Origin of the sequence: Xanthomonas axonopodis pv. maculifoliigardeniae, assembly GCF_041519315.1 — a bacterium.
Lineage (GTDB): Bacteria > Pseudomonadota > Gammaproteobacteria > Xanthomonadales > Xanthomonadaceae > Xanthomonas > Xanthomonas euvesicatoria.
The window spans coordinates 4048558-4074882 of the sequence record NZ_CP167998.1; the positions used below are offsets into that span (position 1 = coordinate 4048558).

Annotated in this window: 26 protein-coding genes; 9 read left to right on the forward strand and 17 right to left on the reverse strand. The window is 64.8% G+C overall.

From position 1 onward, the window contains the following. Window positions 1–181: 181 nt before the first annotated feature. The 7 genes from ACDH77_RS17140 to ACDH77_RS17170 all read left to right on the forward strand — a co-directional run bounded on the left by ACDH77_RS17140 (window position 182) and on the right by ACDH77_RS17170 (window position 8206). Complete coding sequence (locus tag ACDH77_RS17140) at window positions 182–1453, forward strand: efflux RND transporter periplasmic adaptor subunit (protein ID WP_014091116.1); 1272 nt, start codon at window positions 182–184, stop codon at window positions 1451–1453. Window positions 1454–1501: 48 nt separating this feature from the next. Beyond that, window positions 1502–2221 (forward strand): ABC transporter ATP-binding protein, encoded by a 720-nt coding sequence (locus tag ACDH77_RS17145; RefSeq protein WP_011348648.1) that lies wholly within the window; start codon window positions 1502–1504, stop codon window positions 2219–2221. Between the two features lie 11 nt (window positions 2222–2232). Further along, window positions 2233–3534 carry an ABC transporter permease gene (locus tag ACDH77_RS17150; RefSeq protein ID WP_218488648.1) on the forward strand — a complete coding sequence of 434 codons (1302 nt, stop codon included), beginning with the start codon at window positions 2233–2235 and terminating at the stop codon, window positions 3532–3534. A gap of 55 nt (window positions 3535–3589) precedes the next feature. Further along, a complete protein-coding gene (locus ACDH77_RS17155) occupies window positions 3590–4816 on the forward strand; it encodes an ABC transporter permease (RefSeq protein WP_218488647.1) in 1227 nt (408 codons plus the stop codon). Window positions 4817–5041: 225 nt separating this feature from the next. Next, window positions 5042–5347, forward strand: a complete 306-nt coding sequence (locus ACDH77_RS17160; protein ID WP_031424968.1) for a hypothetical protein — start codon at window positions 5042–5044, stop codon at window positions 5345–5347. A 160-nt stretch (window positions 5348–5507) separates the two neighbouring features. Next, window positions 5508–6851, forward strand: a complete 1344-nt coding sequence (locus tag ACDH77_RS17165) for a sigma-54-dependent transcriptional regulator (RefSeq protein WP_014091120.1) — start codon at window positions 5508–5510, stop codon at window positions 6849–6851. 8 nt (window positions 6852–6859) lie between these two features. Beyond that, the gene (locus tag ACDH77_RS17170; protein WP_029820332.1) at window positions 6860–8206 is read left to right on the forward strand and encodes a sensor histidine kinase; all 1347 of its coding nucleotides are present in this window, start codon (window positions 6860–6862) and stop codon (window positions 8204–8206) included. Window positions 8207–8507: 301 nt separating this feature from the next. On the opposite strand, the gene glmU is transcribed toward ACDH77_RS17170, so the two are convergent. Continuing rightward, window positions 8508–9872: a bifunctional UDP-N-acetylglucosamine diphosphorylase/glucosamine-1-phosphate N-acetyltransferase GlmU gene (gene glmU, locus ACDH77_RS17175; protein ID WP_031424970.1), complete on the reverse strand. Its 1365-nt coding sequence runs from the start codon at window positions 9870–9872 to the stop codon at window positions 8508–8510. Between the two features lie 144 nt (window positions 9873–10016). Here glmU and ACDH77_RS17180 point away from each other — a divergent pair, with 144 nt between their 5' ends. Continuing rightward, the gene (locus ACDH77_RS17180; RefSeq protein ID WP_008571035.1) at window positions 10017–10400 is read left to right on the forward strand and encodes a GtrA family protein; all 384 of its coding nucleotides are present in this window, start codon (window positions 10017–10019) and stop codon (window positions 10398–10400) included. A gap of 518 nt (window positions 10401–10918) precedes the next feature. Here ACDH77_RS17180 and ACDH77_RS17185 read toward each other — a convergent pair. The 11 genes from ACDH77_RS17185 to ACDH77_RS17235 all read right to left on the reverse strand — a co-directional run bounded on the left by ACDH77_RS17185 (window position 10919) and on the right by ACDH77_RS17235 (window position 19174). Next, a complete protein-coding gene (locus ACDH77_RS17185; protein WP_031424971.1) occupies window positions 10919–11488 on the reverse strand; it encodes a chorismate mutase in 570 nt (189 codons plus the stop codon). Continuing rightward, on the reverse strand, window positions 11485–11655 hold the full coding sequence (locus tag ACDH77_RS17190) for a hypothetical protein (protein ID WP_154671624.1): 171 nt from the start codon (window positions 11653–11655) through the stop codon (window positions 11485–11487). The genes ACDH77_RS17185 and ACDH77_RS17190 overlap by 4 nt, the downstream gene beginning before the upstream one ends. Window positions 11656–11717: 62 nt before the next feature. Then, window positions 11718–12140 carry a F0F1 ATP synthase subunit epsilon gene (locus tag ACDH77_RS17195; protein ID WP_003484011.1) on the reverse strand — a complete coding sequence of 141 codons (423 nt, stop codon included), beginning with the start codon at window positions 12138–12140 and terminating at the stop codon, window positions 11718–11720. Between the two features lie 143 nt (window positions 12141–12283). Beyond that, complete coding sequence (atpD, locus tag ACDH77_RS17200) at window positions 12284–13690, reverse strand: F0F1 ATP synthase subunit beta (protein ID WP_003484008.1); 1407 nt, start codon at window positions 13688–13690, stop codon at window positions 12284–12286. 145 nt (window positions 13691–13835) lie between these two features. Then, window positions 13836–14699: a F0F1 ATP synthase subunit gamma gene (gene atpG / locus ACDH77_RS17205; RefSeq protein ID WP_008571039.1), complete on the reverse strand. Its 864-nt coding sequence runs from the start codon at window positions 14697–14699 to the stop codon at window positions 13836–13838. A gap of 197 nt (window positions 14700–14896) precedes the next feature. Then, window positions 14897–16444 (reverse strand): F0F1 ATP synthase subunit alpha, encoded by a 1548-nt coding sequence (atpA, locus tag ACDH77_RS17210; protein WP_003484004.1) that lies wholly within the window; start codon window positions 16442–16444, stop codon window positions 14897–14899. A 47-nt stretch (window positions 16445–16491) separates the two neighbouring features. Beyond that, complete coding sequence (locus ACDH77_RS17215) at window positions 16492–17019, reverse strand: F0F1 ATP synthase subunit delta (RefSeq protein WP_031424973.1); 528 nt, start codon at window positions 17017–17019, stop codon at window positions 16492–16494. A gap of 3 nt (window positions 17020–17022) precedes the next feature. After that, entirely contained in the window at window positions 17023–17493 is a 471-nt protein-coding gene (locus ACDH77_RS17220) for a F0F1 ATP synthase subunit B (protein WP_003483999.1), read from the reverse strand. A gap of 114 nt (window positions 17494–17607) precedes the next feature. Next, entirely contained in the window at window positions 17608–17910 is a 303-nt protein-coding gene (gene atpE, locus ACDH77_RS17225) for a F0F1 ATP synthase subunit C (protein WP_002814105.1), read from the reverse strand. A 72-nt stretch (window positions 17911–17982) separates the two neighbouring features. Continuing rightward, complete coding sequence (gene atpB / locus ACDH77_RS17230; RefSeq protein WP_005914709.1) at window positions 17983–18783, reverse strand: F0F1 ATP synthase subunit A; 801 nt, start codon at window positions 18781–18783, stop codon at window positions 17983–17985. A gap of 25 nt (window positions 18784–18808) precedes the next feature. Further along, on the reverse strand, window positions 18809–19174 hold the full coding sequence (locus tag ACDH77_RS17235; RefSeq protein WP_005920882.1) for a hypothetical protein: 366 nt from the start codon (window positions 19172–19174) through the stop codon (window positions 18809–18811). A 523-nt stretch (window positions 19175–19697) separates the two neighbouring features. Here ACDH77_RS17235 and ACDH77_RS17240 point away from each other — a divergent pair. Beyond that, complete coding sequence (locus ACDH77_RS17240) at window positions 19698–20510, forward strand: hypothetical protein (protein WP_008571043.1); 813 nt, start codon at window positions 19698–19700, stop codon at window positions 20508–20510. Window positions 20511–20648: 138 nt separating this feature from the next. On the opposite strand, the gene ACDH77_RS17245 is transcribed toward ACDH77_RS17240, so the two are convergent. The 5 genes from ACDH77_RS17245 to ACDH77_RS17265 form a co-directional block, all read right to left on the reverse strand. Further along, window positions 20649–20948: a hypothetical protein gene (locus ACDH77_RS17245; protein ID WP_031424974.1), complete on the reverse strand. Its 300-nt coding sequence runs from the start codon at window positions 20946–20948 to the stop codon at window positions 20649–20651. Between the two features lie 49 nt (window positions 20949–20997). After that, window positions 20998–22821: a dihydrolipoyl dehydrogenase gene (gene lpdA, locus ACDH77_RS17250; protein WP_031424975.1), complete on the reverse strand. Its 1824-nt coding sequence runs from the start codon at window positions 22819–22821 to the stop codon at window positions 20998–21000. 16 nt (window positions 22822–22837) lie between these two features. Continuing rightward, window positions 22838–23485: a hypothetical protein gene (locus ACDH77_RS17255; protein WP_008572889.1), complete on the reverse strand. Its 648-nt coding sequence runs from the start codon at window positions 23483–23485 to the stop codon at window positions 22838–22840. Next, window positions 23482–25245 carry a dihydrolipoyllysine-residue acetyltransferase gene (locus tag ACDH77_RS17260; RefSeq protein ID WP_031424976.1) on the reverse strand — a complete coding sequence of 588 codons (1764 nt, stop codon included), beginning with the start codon at window positions 25243–25245 and terminating at the stop codon, window positions 23482–23484. The genes ACDH77_RS17255 and ACDH77_RS17260 overlap by 4 nt, the downstream gene beginning before the upstream one ends. 129 nt (window positions 25246–25374) lie before the next feature. Next, window positions 25375–26139, reverse strand: coding sequence for a DUF2884 family protein (locus ACDH77_RS17265; RefSeq protein ID WP_008578003.1), 765 nt, complete (start codon window positions 26137–26139; stop codon window positions 25375–25377). Between the last annotated feature and the right edge of the window lie 186 nt (window positions 26140–26325).

Genomic DNA, 26325 nt, shown 5'->3' on the forward strand with positions numbered 1-26325 from the left:
GGACATTTTAGCGTGTCCGCTCTTGTCCGCTGCATGACCGTGCCCGGACAGCGTGTCCGCCCGCAGTGTCCGCGGACACTGCGGACACCGGTCGCCACGCCAACAAAACCATCCATTTCAATGACTTGAACGTTGGCACGGGTCCTGCTTTATCGCAGTGACGCCACCGAGCCAGCCGACCATGATTCGCGATACCTCTGCCCAGGACCAGGTTCTCCGCACACCCGCCCAGCGCGCGCCATGGCGCCGTTGGCTGTGGCCTGGCGTCGCCGCGGTGACGGTGCTTGCCGGGATCGGCTGGGCCGTGGCTGCGTGGAGCGCCGGCAGCCGCTCGTTCGACGCCAGCCGCGTGCGCGTTGCCACCGTCACCCGAGGCGACCTGGTACGCGACATCGCCGCCGACGGCCGCGTGATCGCCGCCAACAGCCCGGTGCTGTACGCCATCTCTGCCGGCACGGTGACGCTGAGCGTGGTGGCTGGCGACGTCGTCAAGCAGGGCCAGGAACTGGCGCGCATCGACAGCCCCGAGCTGCGCAGCAAGCTGGCGCAGGAGCAGGCCACCCTGGCCGGCCTGGAGGCCGAATCCAGCCGCGCGGCCCTGGATGCCACCCTGGCGCGTGCCAACGCCAGCAAGCTCACCGACCAGGCCCAGATCGACAAGCAGGCTGCCGCACGCGACCTGGAGCGCTACCAACGCGGCTACGACGGTGGCGCCGTGCCGCAGGTGGAACTGGCCAAGGCGCAGGACACCTTGAAGAAGACCGATATCGACCTGCAGCACGCCCAGCGCGATGCCGCGTTGAAGAGCCAGGGTGCGGACCTGGATTCGCGCAACAAGCGCCTGCTGGCAGACCGCCAACGCGCCGTGGTGGCCGAAGTGCAGCGCCAGGTGGACGCGCTCACGCTGCGCTCGCCCTTCGATGGCCAGGTCGGCCAGGTGCAGGCGGTGCAGCACACCCAGGTGGCGGCGAACGCGCCGATTCTGGGCGTGGTGGATCTGTCCAAGTTCGAAGTGGAGATCAAGGTGCCGGAGAGTTTCGCCCGCGATCTGGCGATCGGCATGCCGGCCCAGCTCACCAGCGGCAGCGGCCAACCGTTCGCCGGCGCCATCTCGGCAGTGTCGCCGGAAGTGGTCAATGGCGAAGTCACCGCGCGCATCCGCTTCACCGACAAGCAGCCGCCAGGCCTGCGCCAGAGCCAGCGCATGAGCGCACGCGTGTTGATGGACACGCGCCGCAACGTGCTCAAGGTCGAACGCGGCCCGTTTGTCGAACAATCCGGCGGCAGCTATGCCTATGTGATGGATGGCAACACCGCCGCGCGGCGCCCGGTCACGCTCGGTGTCAGCAGCCTGGGCGAAGTGCAGGTGCTCTCCGGGCTACAGGTCGGCGACCGCGTGGTGGTCTCCGGTGCAGACAACTTTGGCGACGCACCGCGCGTCACCGTCCACTGATTCACTCATTTCCACTCGTCGCACACTCTCTTCGCAAAGGAATCGGCAATGCTCAAGATGCAAGCGGTCTCCAAGGTCTTCCGCACCGAACAGGTGGAAACGCATGCGCTGCGGTCGCTGGACCTGCATGTGCGCGAAGGCGAGTTCGTCGCGGTCACCGGCCCCTCCGGCTCGGGCAAGACCACCTTCCTCAACCTGGCCGGGCTGCTGGAAACCTTCACCAGCGGGCAGTATCTGCTCGATGGCGAAGACGTCAGCCATCTGTCCGACGATGCACGTTCGCGCCTGCGCAACCGCAAGATCGGCTTCATCTTCCAGGGCTTCAATCTGATTCCCGACCTCAACCTGTTCGACAACGTCGATGTGCCGCTGCGGTATCGCGGCATGGCGGCAGCCGAGCGCAAGCAGCGCATCGAAGAGGCACTGACCAAGGTCGGCCTGGGCTCGCGCCTGCGTCACTACCCCACCGAACTCTCCGGTGGGCAACAGCAGCGCGCTGCGATTGCGCGCGCACTGGCCGGCAGTCCACGCCTGCTGCTGGCCGACGAACCCACCGGCAACCTCGATTCGCAAATGGCGCGCGGGGTGATGGAACTGCTGGAAGAGATCAACAGCCAGGGCACCACCATCGTCATGGTCACCCACGATCCGGAACTGGCCGCACGCGCGCAGCGCAACGTGCACATCGTCGACGGGCAGGCCACCGACCTGGAACGCAATCCCAGCCTGATGCGCACGCCTGCCGCCGTTGCAACCCTGGCCGACTGAGGAGCCCACCCATGTTCGGCTACTACTTCAATCTTGCGGTACGCAGCTTCCGCCGCAACAAGGTGCTGACCGCACTGATGGTGCTGGCCATCGCGCTGGGTATCGGCGCCAGCATGACCACGCTGACGGTGTTCCATGTGTTGTCGGGCGACCCGATTCCGCAAAAGAGCGATCGGTTGTTCTATGTGCAGGTGGATGCGGAACCGAAGTCGGGCTATCAGCCGGGAGACGAGCCCGATTACCAGTCCACCCGCTTCGACGCCGAGGCGCTGCTGCGTGAGAAGCGCGCCATGCGTCAGGCGATGATGTCAGGCGGAAGTGTCGCGATCGAGCCACAGCGCAGTGGATTGAGTCCTTTCAAGCTAAACGCTCGTTTCACTTCGGCCGATTTCTTTGCGATGTTCGACGTGCCCTTGCTCTACGGCCAAGCGTGGTCCGGCACAAGCGACGAGCGGCACGAACGTGTCGCGGTGATCAGCAAGTCGCTGAACGAAAAGCTGTTCGACGGTGGCAACAGCGTCGGGCGCGAAGTGCGCGTGGACAAGAACACCTTCCGTATCGTCGGCGTCCTGGATACCTGGAAGATCGACCCACGCTTCTACGACATCACAGACACCTACGGCTCGAACGAACAGCTGTATGTGCCGTTCAGTACGGCGATGGATCTGAAATTGGCCCACGCCGGCGGGACCAACTGCTCCGGCAAGGTCGAGGCGGGCGACACCACCGCGCTGAATGCGCCCTGCACCTGGGTGCAGTACTGGGTGGAGCTGGAAAATGCCAAGCAAGCGGGCGACTACAAGGCCTACCTCGAAAACTATTCCGATCAACAACGTGCCGCCGGGCGCTTTACCCGGCCCAACAATGTGCGCCTGCGCAACGTGATGCAGTGGCTGGACTACAACAAGGTGGTTCCCAGCGACGTCCGTCTGCAGTTGTGGCTGGCCATGGGCTTTCTGCTGGTGTGCCTGCTCAACACGGTCGGCCTGTTGCTGGCGAAATTCCTGCGCCGCAGCGGAGAGATTGGCGTGCGGCGTGCGCTTGGCGCGTCGCGTGGCGCAATCTTTGCGCAGTGCCTGGTGGAGGCAGGGACCATCGGCCTGGCCGGCGGCATCGGCGGACTTGGGCTGGCGTGGCTGGGGCTGTGGGCCGTGCGTCAGCAACCGGTGGATTACGCCGCGCTGGCGCATCTGGATCTCACGATGCTGCTGCTGACATTCGCCATTGCGATCGCCGCGAGCCTGCTCGCCGGCATCCTGCCGTCCTGGCGCGCCATCCAGGTCGCACCGGCACTGCAGTTGAAGTCGTCCTGAACCTCCTGCCCGCCGCATCGCGGCGAGCCACGCTTCCTATCTTCAAGGTCAGCCCATGGACATCCGACCCATCATCTCCACCTTGCGCCGCCATAAGACGGCCGCTGCACTGATCGTGCTCGAGATCGCACTGGCTTGCGCCATCATCTGCAATTCGCTGTTTTTGATCGGCAATCGTCTGGACACGCTCCGGACTCCCAGCGGCATCGCCGAACAGGAGTTGCTGAGCATCCAGCTGGACGGCATCGGCCCGCAGGCCAATGCCGATGCACGTACCCGGGAGGATCTGGCAGCGCTACGCGCGGTACCCGGCGTGCGCAATGCGGTCATCACCAATCAGATCCCCTTCGTCAATTACTCGTCCAACACGGGGCTGACCCTGACCCCGGAGCAGGAACGCCCCACGCTCAATGCCGCGCAGTATCTGGTCAGCGAAGGCAGCCTGGACGCACTTGGCCTGCAATTGAATGCCGGCCGCGACTTCAGCCCCGACGAATACATCAGCCAGGAAAAGGCTGATAACGACGATGAAGTCCGCAAGAAGGGTGCGGCGGTCATTCTGACGCAGGGGGCAGCGGACAAGATGTTCCCCGACCACAGCGCGCTCGGCAAGACCATCTACTCTGGCGATGTCCCGCTGCGTATCGTCGGAATCGTGCGCACCCTGGCGCGGCCGAACAATGTCAATGGACTGTCGGCAAAGGACTATTCGATGCTGCTGCCCATCCGTCCACCGTATAACAACGGGCAATACATCTTACGTGTCACCGATCCCTTGCGTCGGGCGGAAGTGCTGAAGGCGGCAGTGGCGGTCTTGATGAAAGTGGACAACAGCCGGTTGGTGCTGAAACAAGAGACCTACACCGAAATCCGCGAAAAGTATTTCCGCAATGATCGCGCCATGATCTGGCTGCTTGGAGCGGTGTGCATCGCACTACTGATCGTCACCGCCTTGGGCATCGTCGGCCTGGCGAGTTTCTGGGTGCAGCAACGCACCAAGCAGATCGGTATCCGCCGTGCGCTGGGTGCAACGCGCAGCCAGATCCTGCGCTACTTCCAGATCGAGAATTTCCTGCTCGCCTCGGTCGGCATCGTGCTCGGCATGCTGATGGCCTACTCGATCAACGTCTGGCTGATGGCACGCTATGAATTGCCGCGACTGCCGGCAATCTACCTGCCGATTGGCGCGCTGCTGCTATGGATGCTCGGCCAGCTGGCGGTGTTCTGGCCGGCCCGCCGCGCAGCCGCAGTGCCCCCGGCTGTTGCCACCCGCAGTGCATGATGGCCGGCGTTGCTTCCCCGTCGCTTGGCAGTGGGGAAGCAACCCGGCTCGCCATCCACCGTGCGTTTCCACCATCGTTACGAACCGGATTCCCTCATGCCTTGCTCTCTTGCATCATCGGCACTGATCGCCCTGACCGCCTGCTGCCTCCTTCACCCCGGCCAGGCCGATGCGGCAACGCGGGCGCACGCGGCGTCGGCCTCGTCCAGCACTTCGACGCAAGAGGTGCTCGCCATCGACGACACCCGGCTGAACTGGCGCCATGACGATCAAATTCTGGAGCTCGTCGCCAGTAGCGACGGATTGCTGGTGACCCAGGCCAGCGCGTCGCTCAGCCTGCAGTTGCAACGTGGCGACCGCGTGCGCACGGCAGGCCGAACCCAGATCACCACAATCGCAACATTGCTGGCCGCACTGCAGGCTGCTGCAGGCAACCCCATCGCTGTGGATGTCATGCGCGATGGTGTGCAGGTGCACCTGATCTGGACAGCGGCCACGTACACACCGCTGTTGCCGCCCGCGGCTCCATAACCAGCGCCGTGCCGGCAACAGCCGATGCACCCTGCATCGGCCGCTTGAGTCCGCCGACCTTGCCGCCCGGCGATCTGCCGCCCCCGCCGAGCAGCGCGTTGTCGCTGCGTGTTGCCAGTATTCTGTGCCGATCCCATCCCGCGCCTTCTTGAGCAATGCGATGCCGCACATCCTGATCATCGACGACAACACGGCCGTGGCCACTGCATTGGAAGTGCTGTTTTCGTTGCACGACATCGAGGCGCGGCACGCGCATTCGCCGAAGGCCGGGCTGGCGCTGCTGGACGAGCAGGCGTTCGATCTGGTGATCCAGGACATGAACTTCACCGCCGACACCACCTCCGGCGAAGAAGGCGAGGCGCTGTTTACCCAACTGCGTCAGCGTCATCCGGACCTGCCGGTGATCCTGCTCACCGCCTGGACGCACCTGGGCAGCGCGGTGGGCCTGGTCAAGGCCGGTGCGGCCGATTACATCGCCAAGCCCTGGGACGACACCAAGCTGCTGACCACGGTCAACAACCTGCTGGAACTGTCCGAAGCACGCCGCGAACTGGAACGTCGTCGCGAACGCGAACGCCGCGGCCGCGAGCAGCTGACCCAGCGCTACGACCTGCGCGGCGCGGTGTTCGCCGATCCGGCCAGCGAGCGCGCAATCGCCCTGGCCTGCCAGGTCGCACGCTCTGACTTGCCAGTGCTGATCACCGGCCCCAATGGCAGCGGCAAGGAAAAGATTGCCGAGATTATCCAGGCCAATTCGGCCACCAAACATGGTCCGTTCATTGCACTCAACTGCGGCGCCTTGCCAGGTGAATTGATCGAAGCCGAATTATTCGGGGCCGAAGCCGGCGCCTACACCGGCGCCAACAAAGCGCGCGAGGGCAAGTTCGAAGCGGCCGATGGCGGCACGCTGTTTCTCGACGAGATCGGCAACCTGCCGCTGGCGGGTCAAATGAAGTTGCTGCGCGTGCTGGAAACCGGCCGTTACGAGCGGCTGGGTTCCAACCGCGAACGCCACGCCAAGGTGCGCGTGATCAGCGCCACCAATTCAGATCTGCCGGCGATGATCCGCGACGGCAGTTTTCGCGAGGATCTGTATTACCGGCTCAACACGGTGGAAATCGCACTGCCCGCACTAGCCGAACGCCCCGGCGATATCGGCCCGCTGGCCGAGCACTTCCTTGCCGGTGAAAAGCCGCTATCCGCGCAGGCGCGCGATGCCTTGCAACGGCATGCCTGGCCCGGCAACGTGCGCGAGCTACGCAATGTGCTGCAACGTGCCGCCTTGCTCGCGCAGGGCGCGCGCATCGAGGCGGGCGATCTGAACCTGCCGCGTGCAGCCGCGCCACGGCCGGCGACGCCGGCTGCAGGCGAGCCGGATCGCGCGCGTATCGAACAGGCGCTGGCACGCGCGCAAGGCGTGATCGCACAAGCGGCCGCCGAGCTGGGGTTGAGCCGCCAGGCGCTGTATCGGCGCATGGACCGCTACGGCATCAGCTCGGAATGAACCTTCGCATGCGGAACCGCTCTTTCACGTTTTCGCTGTTTTTACGCTTGCTGCCAGTGCTTGCGCTGGCGGCTGCATTGCCATGGTTCATGGCGTACTGGCTGGACCACGGCTGGCAGGTGGCGGCGATTTCGGTCCTCGTCCTGCTGGCAGCGATGTGGTTCAGCCTCAACCGCGCCACCGCACCGATGCGCTCGCTGTTTCGTGCGCTGGCCGGCACCACCAGCAGCTACCGCGATGGCGAATACAACTTCGGTGTGTATTGGCGCGGCAACGACGAACTGGCGCAACTGGTGCAGGCGCATGCCGAGCTTGGCGATGTGCTGCGTGCGCAGCGTAGTCATCTGGTACAGCGCGAGCTGATGCTCGACACCATGCTGCAGAACACACCGGTGGCCATGCTGCTGGTGGTCGCCGGCGGCGATGGCCTGCGGCGGATCGGGTTTTCCAACAATGCCGCACGCAAGCTGCTGTACGAAGGACGCAAGCTGGAAGGCCAGCATCTGGACGATGTGCTCGGCCGCATGCCGGCCGAATTGCGCGACGCCCTGGCACGTGGCGGGGATTGCCTGTTCGCGGTACGCGAAGATGGCGACGACGAAGAAGACGAGCAGATCTATCACCTGTCGCGGCGTAGCTTTCACATCAACGGGCGCGGGCACGAGCTGTTGTTGATCCGCACCTTGACCACCGAGTTACGCCGCCAGGAAGTGCAGACCTGGAAAAAAGTCATCCGCGTGATCAGCCACGAATTGAACAATTCGCTGGCACCGATCGCCTCGCTGGCGCATTCGGGCGCCGAGCTGCTGCGCCGCGAACGCACCGATCGCCTGGGGACGGTGTTCGAGACCATCGAAGAACGCGCGCGTCACCTGGAAGGCTTTATCCGCGGCTATGCGCGCTTTGCCAAATTGCCGCAACCGCAGCTGCAGACCATCGAATGGGCGCCGTTTTTGCAGCGCTTGCAGCAGCAGATTCCGTTCCAGGTACAGGGCACGCTGACCGATGTCTCCAGCCGGATCGATGCAGCGCAGATCGAGCAGGCGCTGCTCAATCTGCTGAAAAATGCCCACGAGGCCTGCAGCGAAGCACAGCCGCCCAATAGCGATGTCGCCCTACGCGTCACGCGCGTGCCGCAGTGGCTACGCATCGAAGTGCTCGACCGCGGCAACGGCATGAACGAAGCGGTGCTGCACAACGCACTGATGCCGTTCTATTCGACCAAGCGCAATGGCACAGGTCTTGGGCTTGCCCTCACCCGCGAAATCGCCGAAGCGCACGGCGGCCGCATCTCGCTGCACAACCGCGAACACGGCGGCCTGTGCGTGACCTTGCTGTTGCCATTGGCGGCTTGAACGCAGCAAGGCTTGCAGGACTTGCGATGCAATCCATGCGTTGCATCACGCCTTCCGTCAGCGCACGCGCCCCGCGCATGTCATGGCAGCACCCCTGGGCGCGATGGACGGCCGATCGCGCCCGGGGGCGCTCCCGCACGTTCAGCGCTCCGCCAGCGGCCGGGCCGCCTGGTCCCGCGAGCAGCCTTGATGCGTCGTTCCGAGAACGGCGGAGCTGTTGCGCACTTCCCATGCATCGGGCCAACAGGCGCAATCAGCGCCAATGCGGCGCTGTTCCCTGCGATCCAGCGTGCACCGCAGCCTATTTCTTGGTCGGCCGCTTCCAGCCTTCGATCACGGTCTGCCGCGCACGCGTCACACTGAGCTGGCCCGCTGGCGCATCGCTCGTGATCACCGAACCGGCACCGATGGTGGAATTGGCGCCAATCTCGATCGGTGCCACCAACGCGCTGTTGGAGCCGACAAACGCACCATCGCCGATGGTGGTCTGCGACTTGTTCACCCCGTCGTAGTTGCAGGTGATGGTGCCGGCGCCGATGTTGACCTTGCTGCCGATCACCGCATCGCCCAGATAGGTCAGATGGTTGGCCTTGCTGCCGACGCCCATGGTGACCTTTTTGGTCTCCACGAAATTGCCGATATGCACGCCATCGGCCAACACGGTGCCGGGGCGCAAACGCGCGAACGGGCCGATCTGCACCGCGCCTTCGGTGACCACGCCTTCCAGATCGCTGTGCGCACGCACGTGCGTGCCGGCACCGAGCGTGACGTCGCGCAAGCGCACGAACGGGCCGATCACCACATCATCGCCCAGCGTCACATTGCCTTCCAGGATCACATCGATATCCAGCTGCACATCGCGCCCCACCTGCACGCTGCCGCGCTGCTCCACACGCGCCGGGTCGGCCATGCGCACGCCCTGCAGGCAAAGCGTGCGCGCGGCGCGCAGTTGCCAGGCACGTTCGAGCTGGGCGAGTTGCCACGGGTCGTTGGCACCCTCCACGTCCTGCGGGTCGGCCACGTGCACCATGTCGGCCGGCGTGAAATCGGCTGCGGCGCTGGCGAACACGTCGGTGAGATAGAACTCGCCCTGCGCATTGTCGTTGGACAAACCAGCCAGCCAACGGCGCAGCGCAGTGGATTCAGCGGTGAGGATGCCGGTATTGATGGTACGAATGCGGCGCTGCTCGTCATTGGCGTCCTTCTGCTCGACGATCGCGGCCACCTTGCCCTCCGCATCGCGCAGGATGCGCCCATAGCCGGTGGGATTGGCCAGTTCGGCAACCAGCACCGCCATGCGGCCCGGTGCATGCAGCAACTGCAACAGGCTCTCGCTGCGGATCAGCGGCACATCGCCATACAACACCAGCACCGTTGCCGCATCGGGAATCGCAGGCATTGCCTGCTGCACGGCATGTCCGGTGCCCAACTGCTCGCGCTGTTCGGCCCACTGCAGATCGCCTTGATCGGCGAAGGCTGCCTGCACCTGGTCGCCACCATGCCCGTACACGATATGGATCGCCGCCGGCTGCAGCTGCCGCGCAGTGGCGATCACATGCGCCAGCATCGGCTGGCCCGCCAGCGGCTGCAGCACCTTGGGCAGGGACGAGCGCATGCGCTTGCCTTCGCCTGCGGCCAGGATCACAACGTGCAGGGGCAGGGTCATCAAGACATTCCAGGCATAGGGATGTCCAAATTCTAGTCGCTGCGCCCCCTCGCGTCGTTGCCCGGATGCAGCGTTCGCCCGCACTAACAACGTTTGCGCCTCGCTGCCGCTAGGATGGGCGCCCCTTTCCTTTGCCCCGCACGCATGAGTCTGTTCCGCCAAGGCAGCCAGTTCATGATCATTGGCGCCCTGCAGCTGGTCGTCGATTGCGGCATCTTCATCGCCGCAACCGCCGCAGGCATGCCCGCGGTGCCCGCCAATCTGCTCGGACGCATCGGCGGCGCCATGCTCGGCTTCTGGCTCAACGGCCGCTACACCTTCGCCCAGCAAGGCGATGCGCGACTGGGTTGGCGACGCTTCGGCCGCTTTGCGGTGATGTGGCTGACGCTCACGCTGATCAGCACCTGGCTGCTCTCGACCACGGTAGACCTACTCGGCCTGCGTCAGGCATGGCTGGCAAAACCGCTGGTCGAAGGCGGGCTGGCGGTCGTGTCGTTCTTCCTGGGCCGGCATGTGGTGTATCGCTGATCGAGGCATGCGCAGGCGCCGAGCGATTGCTCGATCGTGTGGCGATACGACGCAAAAGGGGACACCGCTTGCGCGCAGACAGCGCGCAGCACAGGCGCGGCATCTGTTCCAGTGCTGATCGATCGCGCGGATGTCCTTGTCGCTCTTATGCGGCATCCATGCTGCATCGGGTCCACACCCGGTCGGGGAACAAAAACCAGTCGCGTCGGCCGGTGTGCGTGGCATTCAACCAGGCTGCCAGCGACCTTTCTCGTACAGCGTCCTCGCCGATTGCATGACAGTTGACGGCATCGATGCCGTCATCGCCTTTCCAGGACGGGTTGAGGGCGCGCCTGGCGAGCGCCCAGTGCACCGCGCCTTGGACACGCTCAGCGTTCGATCTGAACGCCTGACTGCATCCACCAGGATGCGGCCGACAAAACCGCTGCAATCGCCACCAAGCGAACGCGGACACGTGTTGTCGGCCGCTCCAACCGCATGACAGCGCGTTGGTCTCGCAGACACGTTGCCGCTATGGATCAGTGGCAAAAATCGCCCAGGCCGCGCACCAGTGCCGCACGATGCAGCGCATCCAGCTGCCACTGCTCTGCGTAATGCGCAGCGGCACGCGCGGTGCTGGCCGGGCAGTCGGGCGCGCTGCGCGTCGAGGCCACATCGGCCAGCGCATCGAGCAGTTCGCTCTGCAGTTGATCCAGGCGAGCGCGCAGCGCGCTGAGATCCGGACGTGCGGTGTTCGGCGCATGTCCGCGCTCGTGCCAATGGTTGAGCAGCGCGTACTGCACCGACTTGTTGGCCTCGATTTGCGCGCCGAAGAACCGCGCCGCGTCGTCGGCATCCAGCCCATGCGCCGGCGCCTGATCGCGCACGCTCTGCAGCACCGCCGCCTCGCGCGCCTGATCCAGCACCGGCTTGCCGCTGTCCCACTTGCTTAGCGCTACCGCATCGCCAATGGCATTGCGCTGCACGATGCGATCCATCAGCAGATCCAACGGCGGCTGGCTGCGCGCCGGCCATGCGCACCCCAGCAGTCCGGCGGCCAACAGGCCGCTCACCATGTAAGCGCGAATGCCATCGATCGAACGGGTCATGCCATCTTCCTCAACGTGCCGGGATAAGCTTGCCATGCAGCGCTGCGGTGCAGCGGTGCGCCAAGGCACGCAGTGTGCCTGCCGCGCGCCACCGCGGATTCACGCACCCGCACGCGGCGCTCCAAAAACGAAAACGCCGACACGATGGTCGGCGTTTCGAACTTCATATCTGCAGACGAACTTGCAGCAGTCGGACGTGCATGCCCACCCTGGAGTGGACAGACCACGCTTAGTGCTTGAGGTTGCGACGCAAGCGCTCCAGCGCCTGCAGCTGTACTGTCGCTTCGGCCAGCTGACGCTGTGCCTCGGCCACGTCCACCGTGTTGCCACGGTTGGCCAGCAGCCGCTCGGCCTCTTCCTTGACCTTGCGCACGGCCGCCTCGTCAATGTCCTGCGCACGCACCGCGGTGTCGACCAGGATGGTCACCACCTGCGGCTGCACTTCCAGGATGCCGCCGGAAATGGCGAAATCCAGCTGTTCGCCATTGGCGGTGGTCACCACCACCTTGCCCGGCTTCAGGCGTGTGATCAGCGGCGCGTGCTTGGGCGCAATGCCCAGCTCGCCCAACTCGCCGGTAGCCACGACCAGCGTCGCCTCACCGTGGAAGATTTCCTTCTCGGCGCTGACGATGTCGCAACGGATAGTGCTCATGCTGCCTCACTCTGTGAGGCGGGGATTGGGGATGCGGGATTCGGGATTGGCAACCGCAGCTTTCACTGTGGTCACTCACCTCGTTTCCGCTCCCCAATTACCGCCGTACCAAATCCCGAATCCCGAATGCCAAATCCCGGCTCTTACGCCTTGGCGCTCATCTTGTTAGCTTTCTCGACCGCTTCTTCGATGCTGCCGACCATGTAGAACGCCTGCTCCGGCAGGTGGTCGTATTCGCCGTCGCAGATCGCCTTAAAGCCGCGGATGGTGTCCTTCAGCGACACGTACTTGCCCGGCGAACCGGTGAACACTTCGGCCACGTGGAAGGGCTGGCTGAAGAAGCGCTCGATCTTGCGTGCGCGCGACACCGACTGCTTGTCTTCTTCGCTCAGCTCGTCCATGCCCAGGATGGCGATGATGTCCTTCAGTTCCTTGTACTTCTGCAAGGTCTGCTGGACGCGCTGGGCGGTGTCGTAATGCTCGTGGCCGATCACCAGCGGATCCATCTGGCGGCTGGTGGAGTCCAGCGGATCCACCGCCGGGTAGATACCCAGCGAGGCGATGTTACGGCTCAGCGTGACGGTCGAGTCCAGGTGGGCGAAGGTGGTCGCCGGCGACGGGTCGGTCAGGTCGTCCGCAGGCACGTACACGGCCTGGATCGAGGTGATCGAACCGCTCTTGGTCGAGGTGATGCGCTCCTGCAGCACGCCCATTTCCTCGGCCAGGGTCGGCTGGTAGCCCACCGCCGACGGCATGCGGCCGAGCAGCGCGGACACTTCGGTACCGGCCAGCGTGTAGCGGTAGATGTTGTCCACGAACAACAGCACGTCCTTGCCCTTGCCGCTGGCGTCCTTCTCGTCGCGGAAGTACTCGGCCATGGTCAGGCCGGTCAATGCCACGCGCAGACGGTTGCCCGGCGGCTCGTTCATCTGGCCGTAGACCATCGCCACCTTGTCCAGGACGTTGGAGTCCTTCATCTCGTGGTAGAAGTCGTTGCCCTCGCGGGTACGCTCGCCCACGCCGGCGAACACGGACAAGCCCGAGTGCGCCTTAGCGATGTTGTTGATCAGTTCCATCATGTTGACGGTCTTGCCGACGCCGGCGCCGCCGAACAGGCCGACCTTGCCGCCCTTGGCAAACGGGCACATCAGGTCGATCACCTTGATGCCGGTTTCCAGCAATTCGGTGCTGGAGGACTGGTCTTCATACGACGGTGCGCCGCGATGGATTTCCCAGTGGTCCGAGGCCTGCACGTCGCCGGCTTCGTCGATCGGGCGACCCAGCACGTCCATGATGCGACCCAGCGTACCGGCACCGACCGGCACCGAGATGGCGCGTTCGGTGTTGGTGGCGACCAGGTTGCGCTTCAGGCCGTCGGTGGAGCCGAGCGCAATCGTGCGCACCACGCCGTCGCCGAGCTGCTGCTGCACTTCCAGGGTGATTTCGGTGCCGTCGACCTTCAGCGCGTGATACACCTTCGGCACTTCATTGCGCGGGAATTCGACGTCGACGACCGCGCCGATGATCTGAACGATCTTGCCCTGACTCATTTTGCTGCTCCGGTTAGCTTTAGTTCTGTCCGGATGGCCTGCGCCATCCCATGGATTTCGTGATTGGGGATTCGTGATTCGGGATTGGTAAAAGCGCGCTGCGCTGCTCTTGCCAATCCCGAATCTCCAATCCCGAATCCCGGCACTACACGGCCGCTGCGCCGCTGACGATTTCCGAAATTTCCTGGGTAATCGCCGCCTGACGTGCCTTGTTGTAGACCAGTTGCAAGGTGCCGATCATCTTGTTGGCGTTGTCGCTGGCGGCCTTCATCGCCACCATGCGCGCGGCATGTTCGGACGCAACGTTTTCCAGCACGGCCTGGTACACCAGCGACTCGATGTAGCGCGTCATCACGTGCTCCAGCACGGTGGCGGCATCGGGTTCGTACAGGTAGTCCCAATCGTGGTGCGCCACCTTGTGTTCGGCGGCCGGCAGCGGCAGCAGCTGATCGAAGCTGGCCTTCTGCGTCATGGTGTTCACGAAGCGGTTGTAGACCAGGTAGACGCGGTCCACCTTGCCTTCGATGAAGGCATCGATCATCACCTTGATCACGCCGATCAGCTGCTCCACCTGCGGGCTGTCGCCCAGGTGGGTCACGCTGCCGACCATGTTGACCTTGATGCGACGGAAGAACGCCGAGGCCTTCTGGCCGATGGTCACCACGTCGATCTCGGCACCGGTGTCCTGCCACGGGCGTACTTCGCCCAGCATCTTGCGGAACAGGTTGTTGTTCAGACCGCCGGCCAGGCCACGGTCGGACGAGATCACGATATAGCCGACCCGCTTGACCTGTTCGCGCTCGACCAGAAACGGATGCTGGAAATCGGTGCTGGCCTGCGCCAGATGCCCGATCACCTGCTTCATCGCCTGCGCATACGGACGCGAGGTCTTCATGCGCTCCTGCGCCTTGCGGATCTTGGAGGCCGAGACCATTTCGAGCGCGCGCGTCACCTTGCGGGTGTTCTGCACGCTCTTGATCTTGGTTTTGATTTCGCGTCCGCCTGCCATACTCGCTCGCTTCGCTCGCTTAGTGAGATTCGGGAATCGGGATTGGGGATTGGCAACAGCCTCCCTACCTCACCGCTTCCGCGAACCCCGGATGCCTAACTTCTGGGATATGGGAACAACGATTCGAAATCGGCCAACGCCCCGAACCATCGCTCCTACGAATCCCGAATGCCCAATCCCAAATCCCGGCGACTGGCTTACCAGCTGCCCGTGGTCTTGAACTCTTCGATGCCTTTCTTGAAGCTGGCTTCGATGTCGTTGTCCCAACCGCCGGTGCTGTTGATCTTGGAGACCAGCTCGCCCTGGGTGTTGGCGAAGTGCGCGTGCAGGCCTTCCTCGAACGCCAGCAGCTTGTTGACCGGCACGTCGTCGAGGTAGCCCTCGTTGACGGCGTAGATCGACAGCGCCTGGTTGGCGATGGACATCGGCGCGTACTGCTTCTGCTTCATCAGCTCGGTGACGCGCTGACCGCGCTCGAGCTGCTTGCGGGTGGCTTCGTCCAGGTCCGAGGCGAACTGCGCGAACGCCGCCAGCTCGCGGTACTGCGCCAGCGAGATACGGATGCCGCCGGACAGCTTCTTGATGATCTTGGTCTGGGCGGCGCCACCGACGCGCGACACCGAGATACCGGCGTTGACGGCCGGACGGATACCGGCATTGAACAGGTCGGTTTCCAGGAAGATCTGGCCGTCGGTGATCGAGATCACGTTGGTCGGCACGAACGCGGACACGTCGCCGGCCTGGGTTTCGATGATCGGCAGCGCAGTCAGCGAGCCGGTCTTGCCGGTCACCGCACCGTTGGTGAACTTCTCCACGTATTCCTCGGACACGCGCGCGGCGCGCTCGAGCAGGCGGGAGTGCAGATAGAACACGTCGCCCGGATAGGCTTCGCGACCCGGCGGGCGCTTGAGCAGCAGCGAGATCTGGCGGTAGGCCACGGCCTGCTTGGACAGATCGTCATACACGATCAGCGCGTCTTCGCCGCGATCCATGAAGTACTCGCCCATGGTGCAACCGGCGTAGGGGCTGATGTACTGCATCGCGGCCGATTCAGACGCGGTGGCAGCCACCACCACGGTGTGCGCCAGCGCGCCGTTTTCTTCCAGCTTGCGCACGATGTTGGCAACGGTCGAGGCCTTCTGGCCGATCGCCACGTACACGCACTTGATGCCGGTGCCCTTCTGGTTGATCACCGCGTCGATCGCCAGCGCGGTCTTGCCGGTCTGACGGTCACCGATGACCAGCTCGCGCTGGCCACGGCCGATCGGAATCATCGCATCGACCGACTTGTAGCCGGTCTGCACCGGCTGGTCGACCGACTTGCGCCAGATCACGCCGGGCGCAACGCGCTCCACCGGTGCGGTCTGGGTGGCGCCCAGCGGGCCCTTGCCGTCGATCGGCTCGCCCAGTGCGTTGACCACGCGACCCAGCAGTTCCGGGCCCACCGGCACTTCCAGGATGCGGCCGGTGGTCTTGGCCACGTCGCCTTCGCGCAGGCTTTCATAATCGCCCAGCACCACGGCGCCGACCGAATCGCGCTCCAGGTTCAGTGCCAGCGCGAAGGTGTTGTTCGGCAGTTCGATCATTTCGCCCTGCATCACGTCGGCCAGGCCGAAGATGCGCACGATGCCGTCGGACACGCTGGTCACGGAGCCTTCGTTGCGCGACTCTGCGGACAGCTTGACCGCTTCGATGCGGGTCTTGATCAGGTCGCTGATTTCGGAGGGGTTGAGCGTGGTTGCCATCGTTCAGTCCTAGGTGCCGGCCGCGAGGGCCGTGCGTTTATGTGAATTCAGTGGGAGAGCGAGCTTTGCAGACGCGCAAGCTTGCCCTTCAGCGAGCCGTCGATGACCACGTCGCCGGTGTCGATCACCGCGCCGCCGATCAGCGACGCATCGACTGCGGTGGTGATGCCCACGTCGCGGCCGAAGCGCTTCTTCAGCGCAGCAGCGATCGTGTCGAGTTCGGTCTGGCTCATTGCAGCGGCCGAGGTCACCGTCGCCTTGACGACATGTTCGGCCTCGGCACGCAGTTGTTCGTACAAGCCTGCCACTTCCGGCAGCAGCGACAGCCGCTGCGCATCGGCAAGCACGCCAAGGAAACGCAGATAGTCCTCGCCCGCCTGCGGCGGGGCCAGCAGCGTCACTGCCTGTTCCTGGCCAAGGGCCGGGTTGAGCAGCAATGCGGCCACGCGCGGGTCGCCGGCCACCTGCGCCGAAAAGGCCAGCGCATCGGACCAGGGCGCGAAGTTGCCGCCCTCACGCGCGATCGCAAACGCGGCACGGCCGTAGGGACGGGCAAGGGTGAGGGCCTGACTCATCGCTTAAATCTCCGCCGCCAGCTCGTCGAGCAGCGCCTTGTGGGCGTTGGCATCGATTTCGCGCTTGAGCAGCTTTTCTGCACCGCTGACGGCCAGCACCGAGACCTGCTTGCGCAGCTCCTCGCGGGCACGCGTGGCGGATGCGTCGATTTCGGTCTGCGCCAGATCCTTCTGACGGTTGGCTTCGGCAATTGCCTCCAGCTTGGCCGCTTCGATGATCTGGTTGGCGCGCGCATGGGCCTGATCGATGATCTCGTTGGCCTTGGTGCGTGCGTCCTTCAGTGCTTCGTTGACCTTTTCCTGCGCCTGCGCCAGGTCCTTCTGACTCCGGTCGGCCGCAGCCAGACCTTCAGCAATCTTTTGCTGACGCTCTTCGATCGCCTGCAGCAGCGGCGGCCAGATCTTGGTCGCGACGATCCAGATCAGACCGGCGAAGGCCAGCGCCTGGGCAAAGATGGTAAGGGTGATATCCATGGGTCGCTCAATCGCTGTTTAGGGGTGAAAGCGCCACCGCGCGGGCGGCGCTTTCCGACCTTCATCCGCGGATGCAACCGCCAAGGGCCGCATCCACATCCTGCTACCGCTGGATCAGCCGGCAGCCTGCGACAGACGCTCGATGAACACCTGGGCCAGCGGGTTGGCGAAGGCGAACAGCAGGCCGACGGCGACGCTGATGATGAACGCGGCGTCGATCAGGCCGGCGGTGATGAACATACGAACCTGCAGCACCGGGATCAGTTCCGGCTGGCGCGCAGCCGATTCCAGGAACTTGCCAGCCATGATGGCCAGACCGAGGCCGGCACCCAGCGCGGCCAGGCCGATCATGATGCCGACGGCGAGGACGGTGGAGCTCTGGACTTGAGCGAGGTTGGTCAGGACGGCGAGGTACATGGTGATCTCCGAACGAAAGTTTCTAAGGGTGATGGATGAAGCGGAATAAAGCAGATGAAGGGTGACGCAAACTCAGTGACTGTCTTCAGCCAGGCTCAGGTACACGATCGACAGCATCATGAAAATGAAGGCCTGCAGCGGAATCACCAGCAGGTGGAACAGCATCCAGCCCAGGCCGAATGCGCCGCCAGCAACCATGCCGGCGATGCCTGCACCGCCCAGCACCCAGATCAGCAGGAAGACGATCTCGCCGCCGAACATGTTGCCGAACAGTCGCATCGCCAACGAAATCGGCTTGCTCAGCCACTCGACGATGTTCAAAAGCAGGTTGAACGGCATCATCCACTTGCCGAACGGCGCCGTCAGGAATTCCTTGGTCATGCCGCCCACGCCCTTGGAGCGCAGCGAGAACACGATCATCAGGAAGAACACGCTGATCGACATGCCCAAGGTGGCGTTGACGTCGGCGGTCGGCACCGGCTTCCAGGCGTGCACGCCGGCCCAACCCAGCGGAATGGCGATGAAATCGGCCGGGATCATCTTGATGAGGTTCATCAACAGGATCCAGAAGAAGATGGTGATCGCGATCGGCGTCACCAGCTTGCTGCTGCCGTGGTAGGTGTCCTTGGCCTGGCGGTCGACGAACTCCAGGCAGATTTCCACGAACGCCTGCCACTTGCCCGGCACGCCGGCCGTGGCATTGCGGGTCGCCGTCCAGAACGCCAGGACCATGACCAGGCCCATCAACACCGCCATGATCAGGGTGTCGAGGTGGATGGTCCAAAACGTGCCGCCACCATCGCGAACCGGAACGATCAGGTTCTGCAAGTGATGCTGGATATAGGAGGTAGGTGTTGCTGCCTCGCCCGCCATGTGTCCGGAGCCCTTTAAGTTCGAATCAACGCCTGGCCAGAGCCAGAACCTGAAAAATCAGCCCGATGGCGATACCCGCCAACAAAGCCAGAGGAGGCAGCCGCCACAGGCCGAAGCCCAGCGCCAGCGCCACGAAAACCAACACCCACTTCAGCACCATCGCCAGGATCAGCCGCACCATGGCGATGCCCGCTGCCTGGATACCGCCACCTAGCGCGGTACGTGCCGCAACCCAACCGCCCAGCACCGTCGCAAATCCGGTCAATGCCAGACCGGCAGCGTAACGGGGACCGACCAACAGCAACCCCAGACTGGTTATAGCTACGGCGGCAAGCGGATATACCGCAGCGCGCAGCATCAACCGCCGACCCGCGTCAACGGAGTTCAGCACTACGGTTACCTTACGTGTGAATGAGTGGGAAGCGCAGCTGCGCCTCGTCGAGCCGCGAAAGTATAGCAATGGGACAAATTGCGAGACAACCGGCAGAGGTCATCGCTTGCTGCAACGCACCACATGGCTGCCCCCGTCGCGGGTGGGAACTTTGCCACAAACCGGCGGTCAGAACTTGCGAGGCCTGCACATCCTCGTCGAAAGGTAGCGCCGCAGGCCGCGTCTGGGAGCCCTGGGAGACCGGGGCTCCTGCTTTTGTACGCATTTTGTCGCACCCTGCGACCTTCCCATCGGCGGTCCAATCGATTTCCTGGTTTGCGTTGCCTCCGAACGACCCTTGGCAGCGCCGCTGCACGTGTTCCGTGACTCCACCAAAGAATTAGCAAAGCGGACCGTTTTGTCCGATTGCTACGGCCGCCTTCACGCCCACTGGACGGCCCCTTCACTTTTGAAAGACGCGCGCTTATCGACTATGCGCTGCACAGGCCGAACCGCCTGACCATTCCAAGAATTCGGAGCCCCCATGAAACACCTCCTCGCACTGGCGATCCCGTGCGTCCTGGCCGTCGCCTATGTCGCGCCCGCACACGCCGAAGACACCGATGATCGCTTCCAGCTCCGCCTTGGCGCGATGAATGTCGACAACGACAACACCCTGCGCGGCAACACCCTGCTGGCCGGCAACAATGTCTCGGTCAACGAAGATTTCAAGTTGGGCGGCAAGGAATGGGAGCCGCGCGTGGATGGCGTGTTCCGCATCAGCACCCGCCAGCGCCTGATCTTCGACTACTTCAAGTATGACAAGGATCGCCGCGAGACCCTGAGCCAGGATCTGAGCGCCGGCGGCGTGACCGTGCCGTCCGGCAGCTTCATCAAGGGCGAGCTGAAGTACCAGGTCGCCACTTTCGTGTACGACTACTCGGTGATCGATTCTCCGGAATTCAGCCTGGGCCTGCAGATTGGTGCCGAGTACGCCAAGGTCGAGGCCAATGCCTACGCCGATCTGGGCACGCTGTTCAGTGGCGACGTCTTGGACGAAAGCGAAGACGGCGTTGCGCCGGTCGTCGGTATCCGCTTCACCGCGCGTCCCAGCGAACACTGGCTGTTCAATGTGCAGGGCCAGTACCTCAACACCAGTTGGGGCGACTTCGGCGACTACGATGGCGACCTGAGCCGCGCCAACGCGATTGCCGAATACCGCTTCACCAAGAACTTCGGCATTTTCGCCGGCTACGACTGGTTCAAGCTGGACGTGGACCGCGAGGGCAGCGACGGCCTGGTCGGCCTGAAGCAGGAGTTCAAGGGCCCGGTGGCAGGCGTGACGTTCGCGTTCTGATCCTCTCGGGACCCGGGACCCGGGACCCGAAAAGCAGCTTCATGCAGAACCCCGCAGCGATGCGGGGTTTTGTCGTTTGACGGATGCGTGGCACGTCACCGACGCGGCGCCGGCCACAGGGCAGCAGCGGACACAGGCTCAGGGCGGCTTGGTCGCACCCGCTACCAACAGATGCTGGTGCGTGATGCAGTAGCACTCGTCGTGCCACCCGTAGTGCGGATCGGTGCAGATCGCATGCTGCACCGTCGCCGGCAGCGACGCCACGTCGCTGCGCAAGTCGCGCTTCAGCGAGACGAACACCGAGCCCGGATGGGGCCAGTCGGTCCTCCGCGGCGGCTCGGCGATACGGTTGCCGCCGGCCAATTCGCGCTGCAGCAGCGCCTGCAGTTCGGGACACAGATTGCCCTGCCCCACGGCGACCTCCGTGCATGGCGTCACCACCGCGGCGACCGTGCCACACGTGGCGGCACGGTCGTGCGGAGCGGCGTCACTTCTTCTTGGGGATGTACAGATCGGTGATGGTGCCGTCGTAGACCTCGGCGGCCATGCCGACCGACTCGCTCAGGGTCGGGTGCGCGTGGATGGTGTGGCCGATGTCTTCGGCCTCGGCACCCATTTCGATCGCCAGGCCAATTTCAGCCAGCAGGTCGCCGGCATGCACGCCGACGATGGCGCCGCCGATCACGCGATGCGTCTGTTCATCGAAGATCAGCTTGGTAAAACCTTCGGTACGGCCGATGCCGATGGCGCGGCCGCTGGCGGCCCACGGGAACTTGGCCACGCCCACCTTCAGGCCCTTGGCCTTGGCTTCGGTCTCGGTGACGCCGACCCAGGCGATTTCCGGGTTGGTGTAGGCCACCGACGGGATCACCCGCGCCACCCATTCCTTCTTCTCGCCGGCAGCCACTTCGGCAGCCAGCTTGCCTTCGTGGGTGGCCTTGTGCGCCAGCATCGGGTTACCGACGATGTCGCCGATGGCGAAGATGTGCGGCACGTTGGTGCGCATCTGCCGATCGACCGGAATGAAGCCGCGCTCGGTGACGGTGACGCCGGCCTTTTCCGCACCGATCTTCTTGCCGTTCGGGCTACGGCCCACGGCGACCAGCACGCGGTCGTACGTGGTGGCCTGCAGGCCGGGCTTTTCGCCTTCCACAGCCGCTTCGAAGGACACGGTGATGCCGGCCTTGTCTGCCTTGACGTCGGTGGCCTTGGTCTTGAGATGGACCTCGACGCCCTGCTTTTTCAGGCGATCGGCCAGCGGCTTGACCAGGTCCTTGTCGGCGCCCGGCATCAGCTGGTCCATGAACTCCACCACGGTGACCTTGCTGCCGAGCGCGCTGTACACCGTGGCCATTTCCAGGCCGATGATGCCGCCGCCGACCACCAGCAGGGTCTTGGGAATGTCGTGCAGCTCCAGCGCGTCGGTGGAGTCCATCACGCGCTTGTCGTCCCATGGGAAGTTGGGCAGCTTCACCGCCTGCGAGCCGGCGGCGATGATGCAGTGCTCAAAGCGCAGCAGTTGGGTCTTGCCGTCGTCGCCGACGATTTCCAGCTCATTGGGCGAGACGAAGCTGGCCACGCCGGTGACGGTGCGCACCTTGCGCTGCTTGGCCATGCTGGCCAGGCCGCCGGTGAGCTTGCCGACCACTTTTTCCTTGTACTCGCGCAGCTTGTCCAGGGTGATCTTGGGCTGACCGAAGTCCACGCCGAAGTCGCCGGCATGGGCCACTTCGTCGATCACCGCGGCGGCATGCAGCAGCGCCTTGGACGGGATGCAGCCGACGTTGAGGCAGACACCGCCCAGGCTGGCGTAGCGCTCGATCAGCACCGTCTCCAGGCCCAGATCGGCCGCGCGGAACGCAGCGGTGTAGCCGCCGGGGCCGGCGCCGAGCACCACCATCTTGCATTCGATGTCGGCCGGCTTGCCGCTGGCCAGCGCCGGCTTGGGCGCGGCCGGCTCGGCCGGGGCACGGTGCGACGGCGTCACCGGCGGCTTGCTGCCCGGTGCGGCGGCAGGCGCTGCAGCGGCCGGGGCAGCCTTGGGTTCGGCCTTGGCCGGCGCGGCAGCCTCGCCTTCGGTTTCGAGCAGCAGCACGAGCGCGCCTTCGGACAGGGTGTCGCCGACCTTGACCTTGAGTTCCTTGACCACACCGGCCGCCGAGGACGGCACTTCCAGCGTGGCCTTGTCCGATTCCAGCGTTACCAGGCCCTGGTCCTTGGCCACGCTGTCGCCAACGGCGACCAGCACTTCGATGACGGGGACATCGCTGTAATCGCCGATGTCGGGAACCTTGATTTCAATGACCGCCATTTGCTTCTCCTGTAGCTCAACCGGCCGTGCCGGCAAGCGTCTGCTGGAGTTCATCCAGCGACGATTCGATTTGGGTCCAGCGCTTGTCGCGCTTCTTTTCCTTGCCTTCGCTGGCTTCGATCAGCAGCGCGGCCTGTTTCAGCAGCAACTCGCCGGCACCGCAGCTGGGGCGCGCGCCGCTGTAGCGCACGCCATCGACCTGGAACGAGAGCACTTCGCCCTCGCTCACCGGCGCGGTGCGTCCGTTCGGTGCGAGCTGGGTCAGCGTGTTGGTCCAGTTGCTGACCAGGCGCTTGGCCAACGGCGCCGGGATCGGGACCTCGACCGTTTCCGGGGTCTGCTCGGTGCGGAACTGCACGCTGCCGCGGTCGGTCTGGCTGACCCAGCTGTAGACGCGCTCGTCGGCGCGGCTATGCCGCAGGGTCCAGTCGGCGCCTTCCTTGCCCGGCACCAGCGACACCGCGCTCTCTACCCCACGTGTGGGCAGCGTCAGCAACGACAAGGCCGGCTTGGTGCCGCCATCCAGCAACGTGGTCACGGCAGTGCCGTAGTTGCCCACGGCCGGCGGCCAGCCGCGGCCGAGCGTGCTCTCGCATTCGCGTGCGGCCGCGTTTGCCCACGGCAGCACGCCGAGCGCGGCGATGGTCAGCAGCGCGGCCCTCACAGCAGGACGCGACGCATGTCGGCCAGCACCTGGCTGAGGTAGGTGGTGAAACGGGCTGCCAGGGCGCCGTCGATGACGCGGTGGTCATAGCTCAGCGACAACGGCAGCATCAGCTTCGGCGCGAACTCCTTACCGTTCCACACCGGCTGCATCGCCGACTTGGATACGCCCAGGATCGCCACTTCCGGCGCATTGATGATCGGGGTGAACGCGGTGCCGCCGATACCGCCGAGCGAGCTGATCGAGAAGCAGCCGCCGCTCATGTCGGCCGGGCCCAGCTTGCCGTCGCGCGCCTTCTTGGCCAGCTCGCCGCTTTCCTGCGCGATCTGCAGCACGCCCTTCTTGTCGACATCGCGGATCACCGGCACCACCAGGCCGTTGGGCGTATCGGCCGCAAACCCGATGTGGAAGTACTTCTTCAGGGTGAGGTTCTCGCCGGCCGCGTCCAGCGAGGCGTTGAACTCGGGGAACTTCTTCAGCGCCGCGGCGCTGGCCTTGACCAGGAACGCGAGCATGGTCAGCTTGATGCCGGCCTTCTCGTTTTCCTTGTTGAGCGCCACGCGCAGGGCTTCCAGGTCGGTGATGTCGGCCGACTCGAACTGGGTGACGTGCGGAATCATGGCCCAGTTGCGCGCCAGGTTGGCACCGGAAATCTTCTTGATGCGCGACAGCGGCTGGGTTTCGGTCTCGCCGAACTTGCTGAAGTCCACCTTGGGCCAGGCCAGCAGGTTCAGGCCGTTGCCGCCACCGGCCGGCGCAGCGCCGGCTGCGGCCGGTGCGCCACCGCTGAGTGCAGCCTTCACATACCGCTGCACGTCTTCACGGGTGATGCGGCCGCCCTTTTCGCTGCCCTTGAGCTGGTTCAGGTCCACGCCCAATTCGCGTGCGAACACGCGCACCACCGGGCTGGCGTACGGCACCTTGGACGGCAGCACGCTGTCGGCATCGAAGGTCACCGGCGGGCTGCTCGGGTTGCCCGCGGACGGCTGGCCGCCTTGCGCTGCCTGCGTGCCGGCGCCGGAACGCGCGCCCTGCACCTGCGCGATCTCGCGCTGGGCCAGCTTGTCCGGCTCGGCCGGGACGGCAACCGGCTCGACCTTGCCCGCGGTTTCGGCGGTGTCGGTGGTGGGCTTGGCCGGCGACTGCGCCGCACCGGTGCCGCCATCGCTGGCCGCAATGATCGCCACCACATTGCCCTGCGAGAGCGTGTCGCCGACCTTGACCTTGAGTTCCTTGACCACGCCGGCGGCCGAGGAGGGGACTTCCATCGTGGCCTTGTCCGATTCCAGCGTGACCAGGCTCTGGTCCTTGGCGACGGTATCGCCCACGGCCACCAGCACCTCGATCACCGGGATGTCGGTGTAGTCGCCGATATCGGGCACGCGCGCTTCGATCAGGCCGCCTTCCGAGGAGGCCGCAGGCGCAGCAGATTCGGCCTTGGCGGCCGGTGCCGGGGCGGCGGCGGGCGCCGCCTTGGCCGGTGCGGCGGCGGCGGGCTTGGCGGTCTCGGCGCCGGCATCGGCCACTTCGATCAACGCCACCAGCGCGCCCTGCGAGAGCGAATCGCCGACCTTGACCTTGAGTTCCTTGACCACGCCCGCCACCGACGAAGGCACTTCCATGGTGGCCTTGTCAGATTCCAGCGTGACCAGGCTCTGGTCCTTGCTGACCGTATCGCCGACGGACACCAGCACCTCGATTACCGGGACGTCGCTGTAGTCACCGATATCGGGGACAAGTGCTTCCTTGATTTCGGCCATACGGGGAACTCCGGCAACAGAATGGGGAAACCCCTATTGTGGCCGGCTGCGGGCCGCAGCGCCAACCATTGCCGTGCAAAAAATCGCGCGCCCGGCGGGATGCAGCGTCCGCATGCGTGCGTACGCCGATCATTTCGCCGCGCGCCGATCGACCCGCAACAGTTGCAGTGGCTCGCCCGACGGCAAACGATACGCCAGCGCATTGTCCAGCGCATCGAGCGCTTCCAGGCGCTGGCACAACTGGTGCGCGCGTGGCCGCAATGCACGCGCCTGCGGCTCGACCAGGCGCTCGATGCGCGCCTCCATGCCATCGAGCGAACGCAGCTGCACGTCATTCCCGGTGATCGCGGACTGCACCGCGCCGGCCACCACATCGCCGATCAGCTGCGGCAGCAGCTCGGCCACCAGCGCGCCGATGTCGTCGTCGATATCGATCGGGGTCAGCTGGCTCTTGCCGAAGCTCTGCTTCAAGCGCACATCGATCTTCTCGCGCACGTTTGCCAACTGCGCGCGCGTGGCGTCGGGGCTGCGACTGAAGCCGGCGGCCACCTCGCCCAATGCAGTGACTGCGATATCGGCCGCTTCGCGCCCGACTGCCTGCGCCAGCGGCACCACCTCGCGGGTCTGGCGCTCGAACTGGACCAGGCGGGCGCGATCGTCTTCGCTCAATGCCACCCAGCGGTCGTCGACGAACAGGGCGCCCTGGCGCATCACCAGCCGCTGCGGCGTGCCGGATTCGCGGATCAGGATCAGGCTGCGGGCGTTGAGCGTGAGGTCGTAATCGCTGCTGACCTCGCAGTGCAGGTCCTGGTCCTTGGCAGCGGCCACCCCTGCGCCGCTCAACAGCCCGAACAGCGCAGCTGCTGCCATCGTGATTGCGTGTTTGATCGCCATCTCGCCACTCCGTTGCGGACAGGCTGCAGCATGCCTGCGCCTCTGGCACGCAGACCTGTGCCGGAGGCTGGCATGACTTCTGGCCAATGGCGGCCACGCGCGCAGCGCAGGTGTCGACGCAGGCGGGCAGCGTGCGTCAACGATCAATGCGGGGGCACCGCGACGGCGGCGCGGTCACTGCGACGC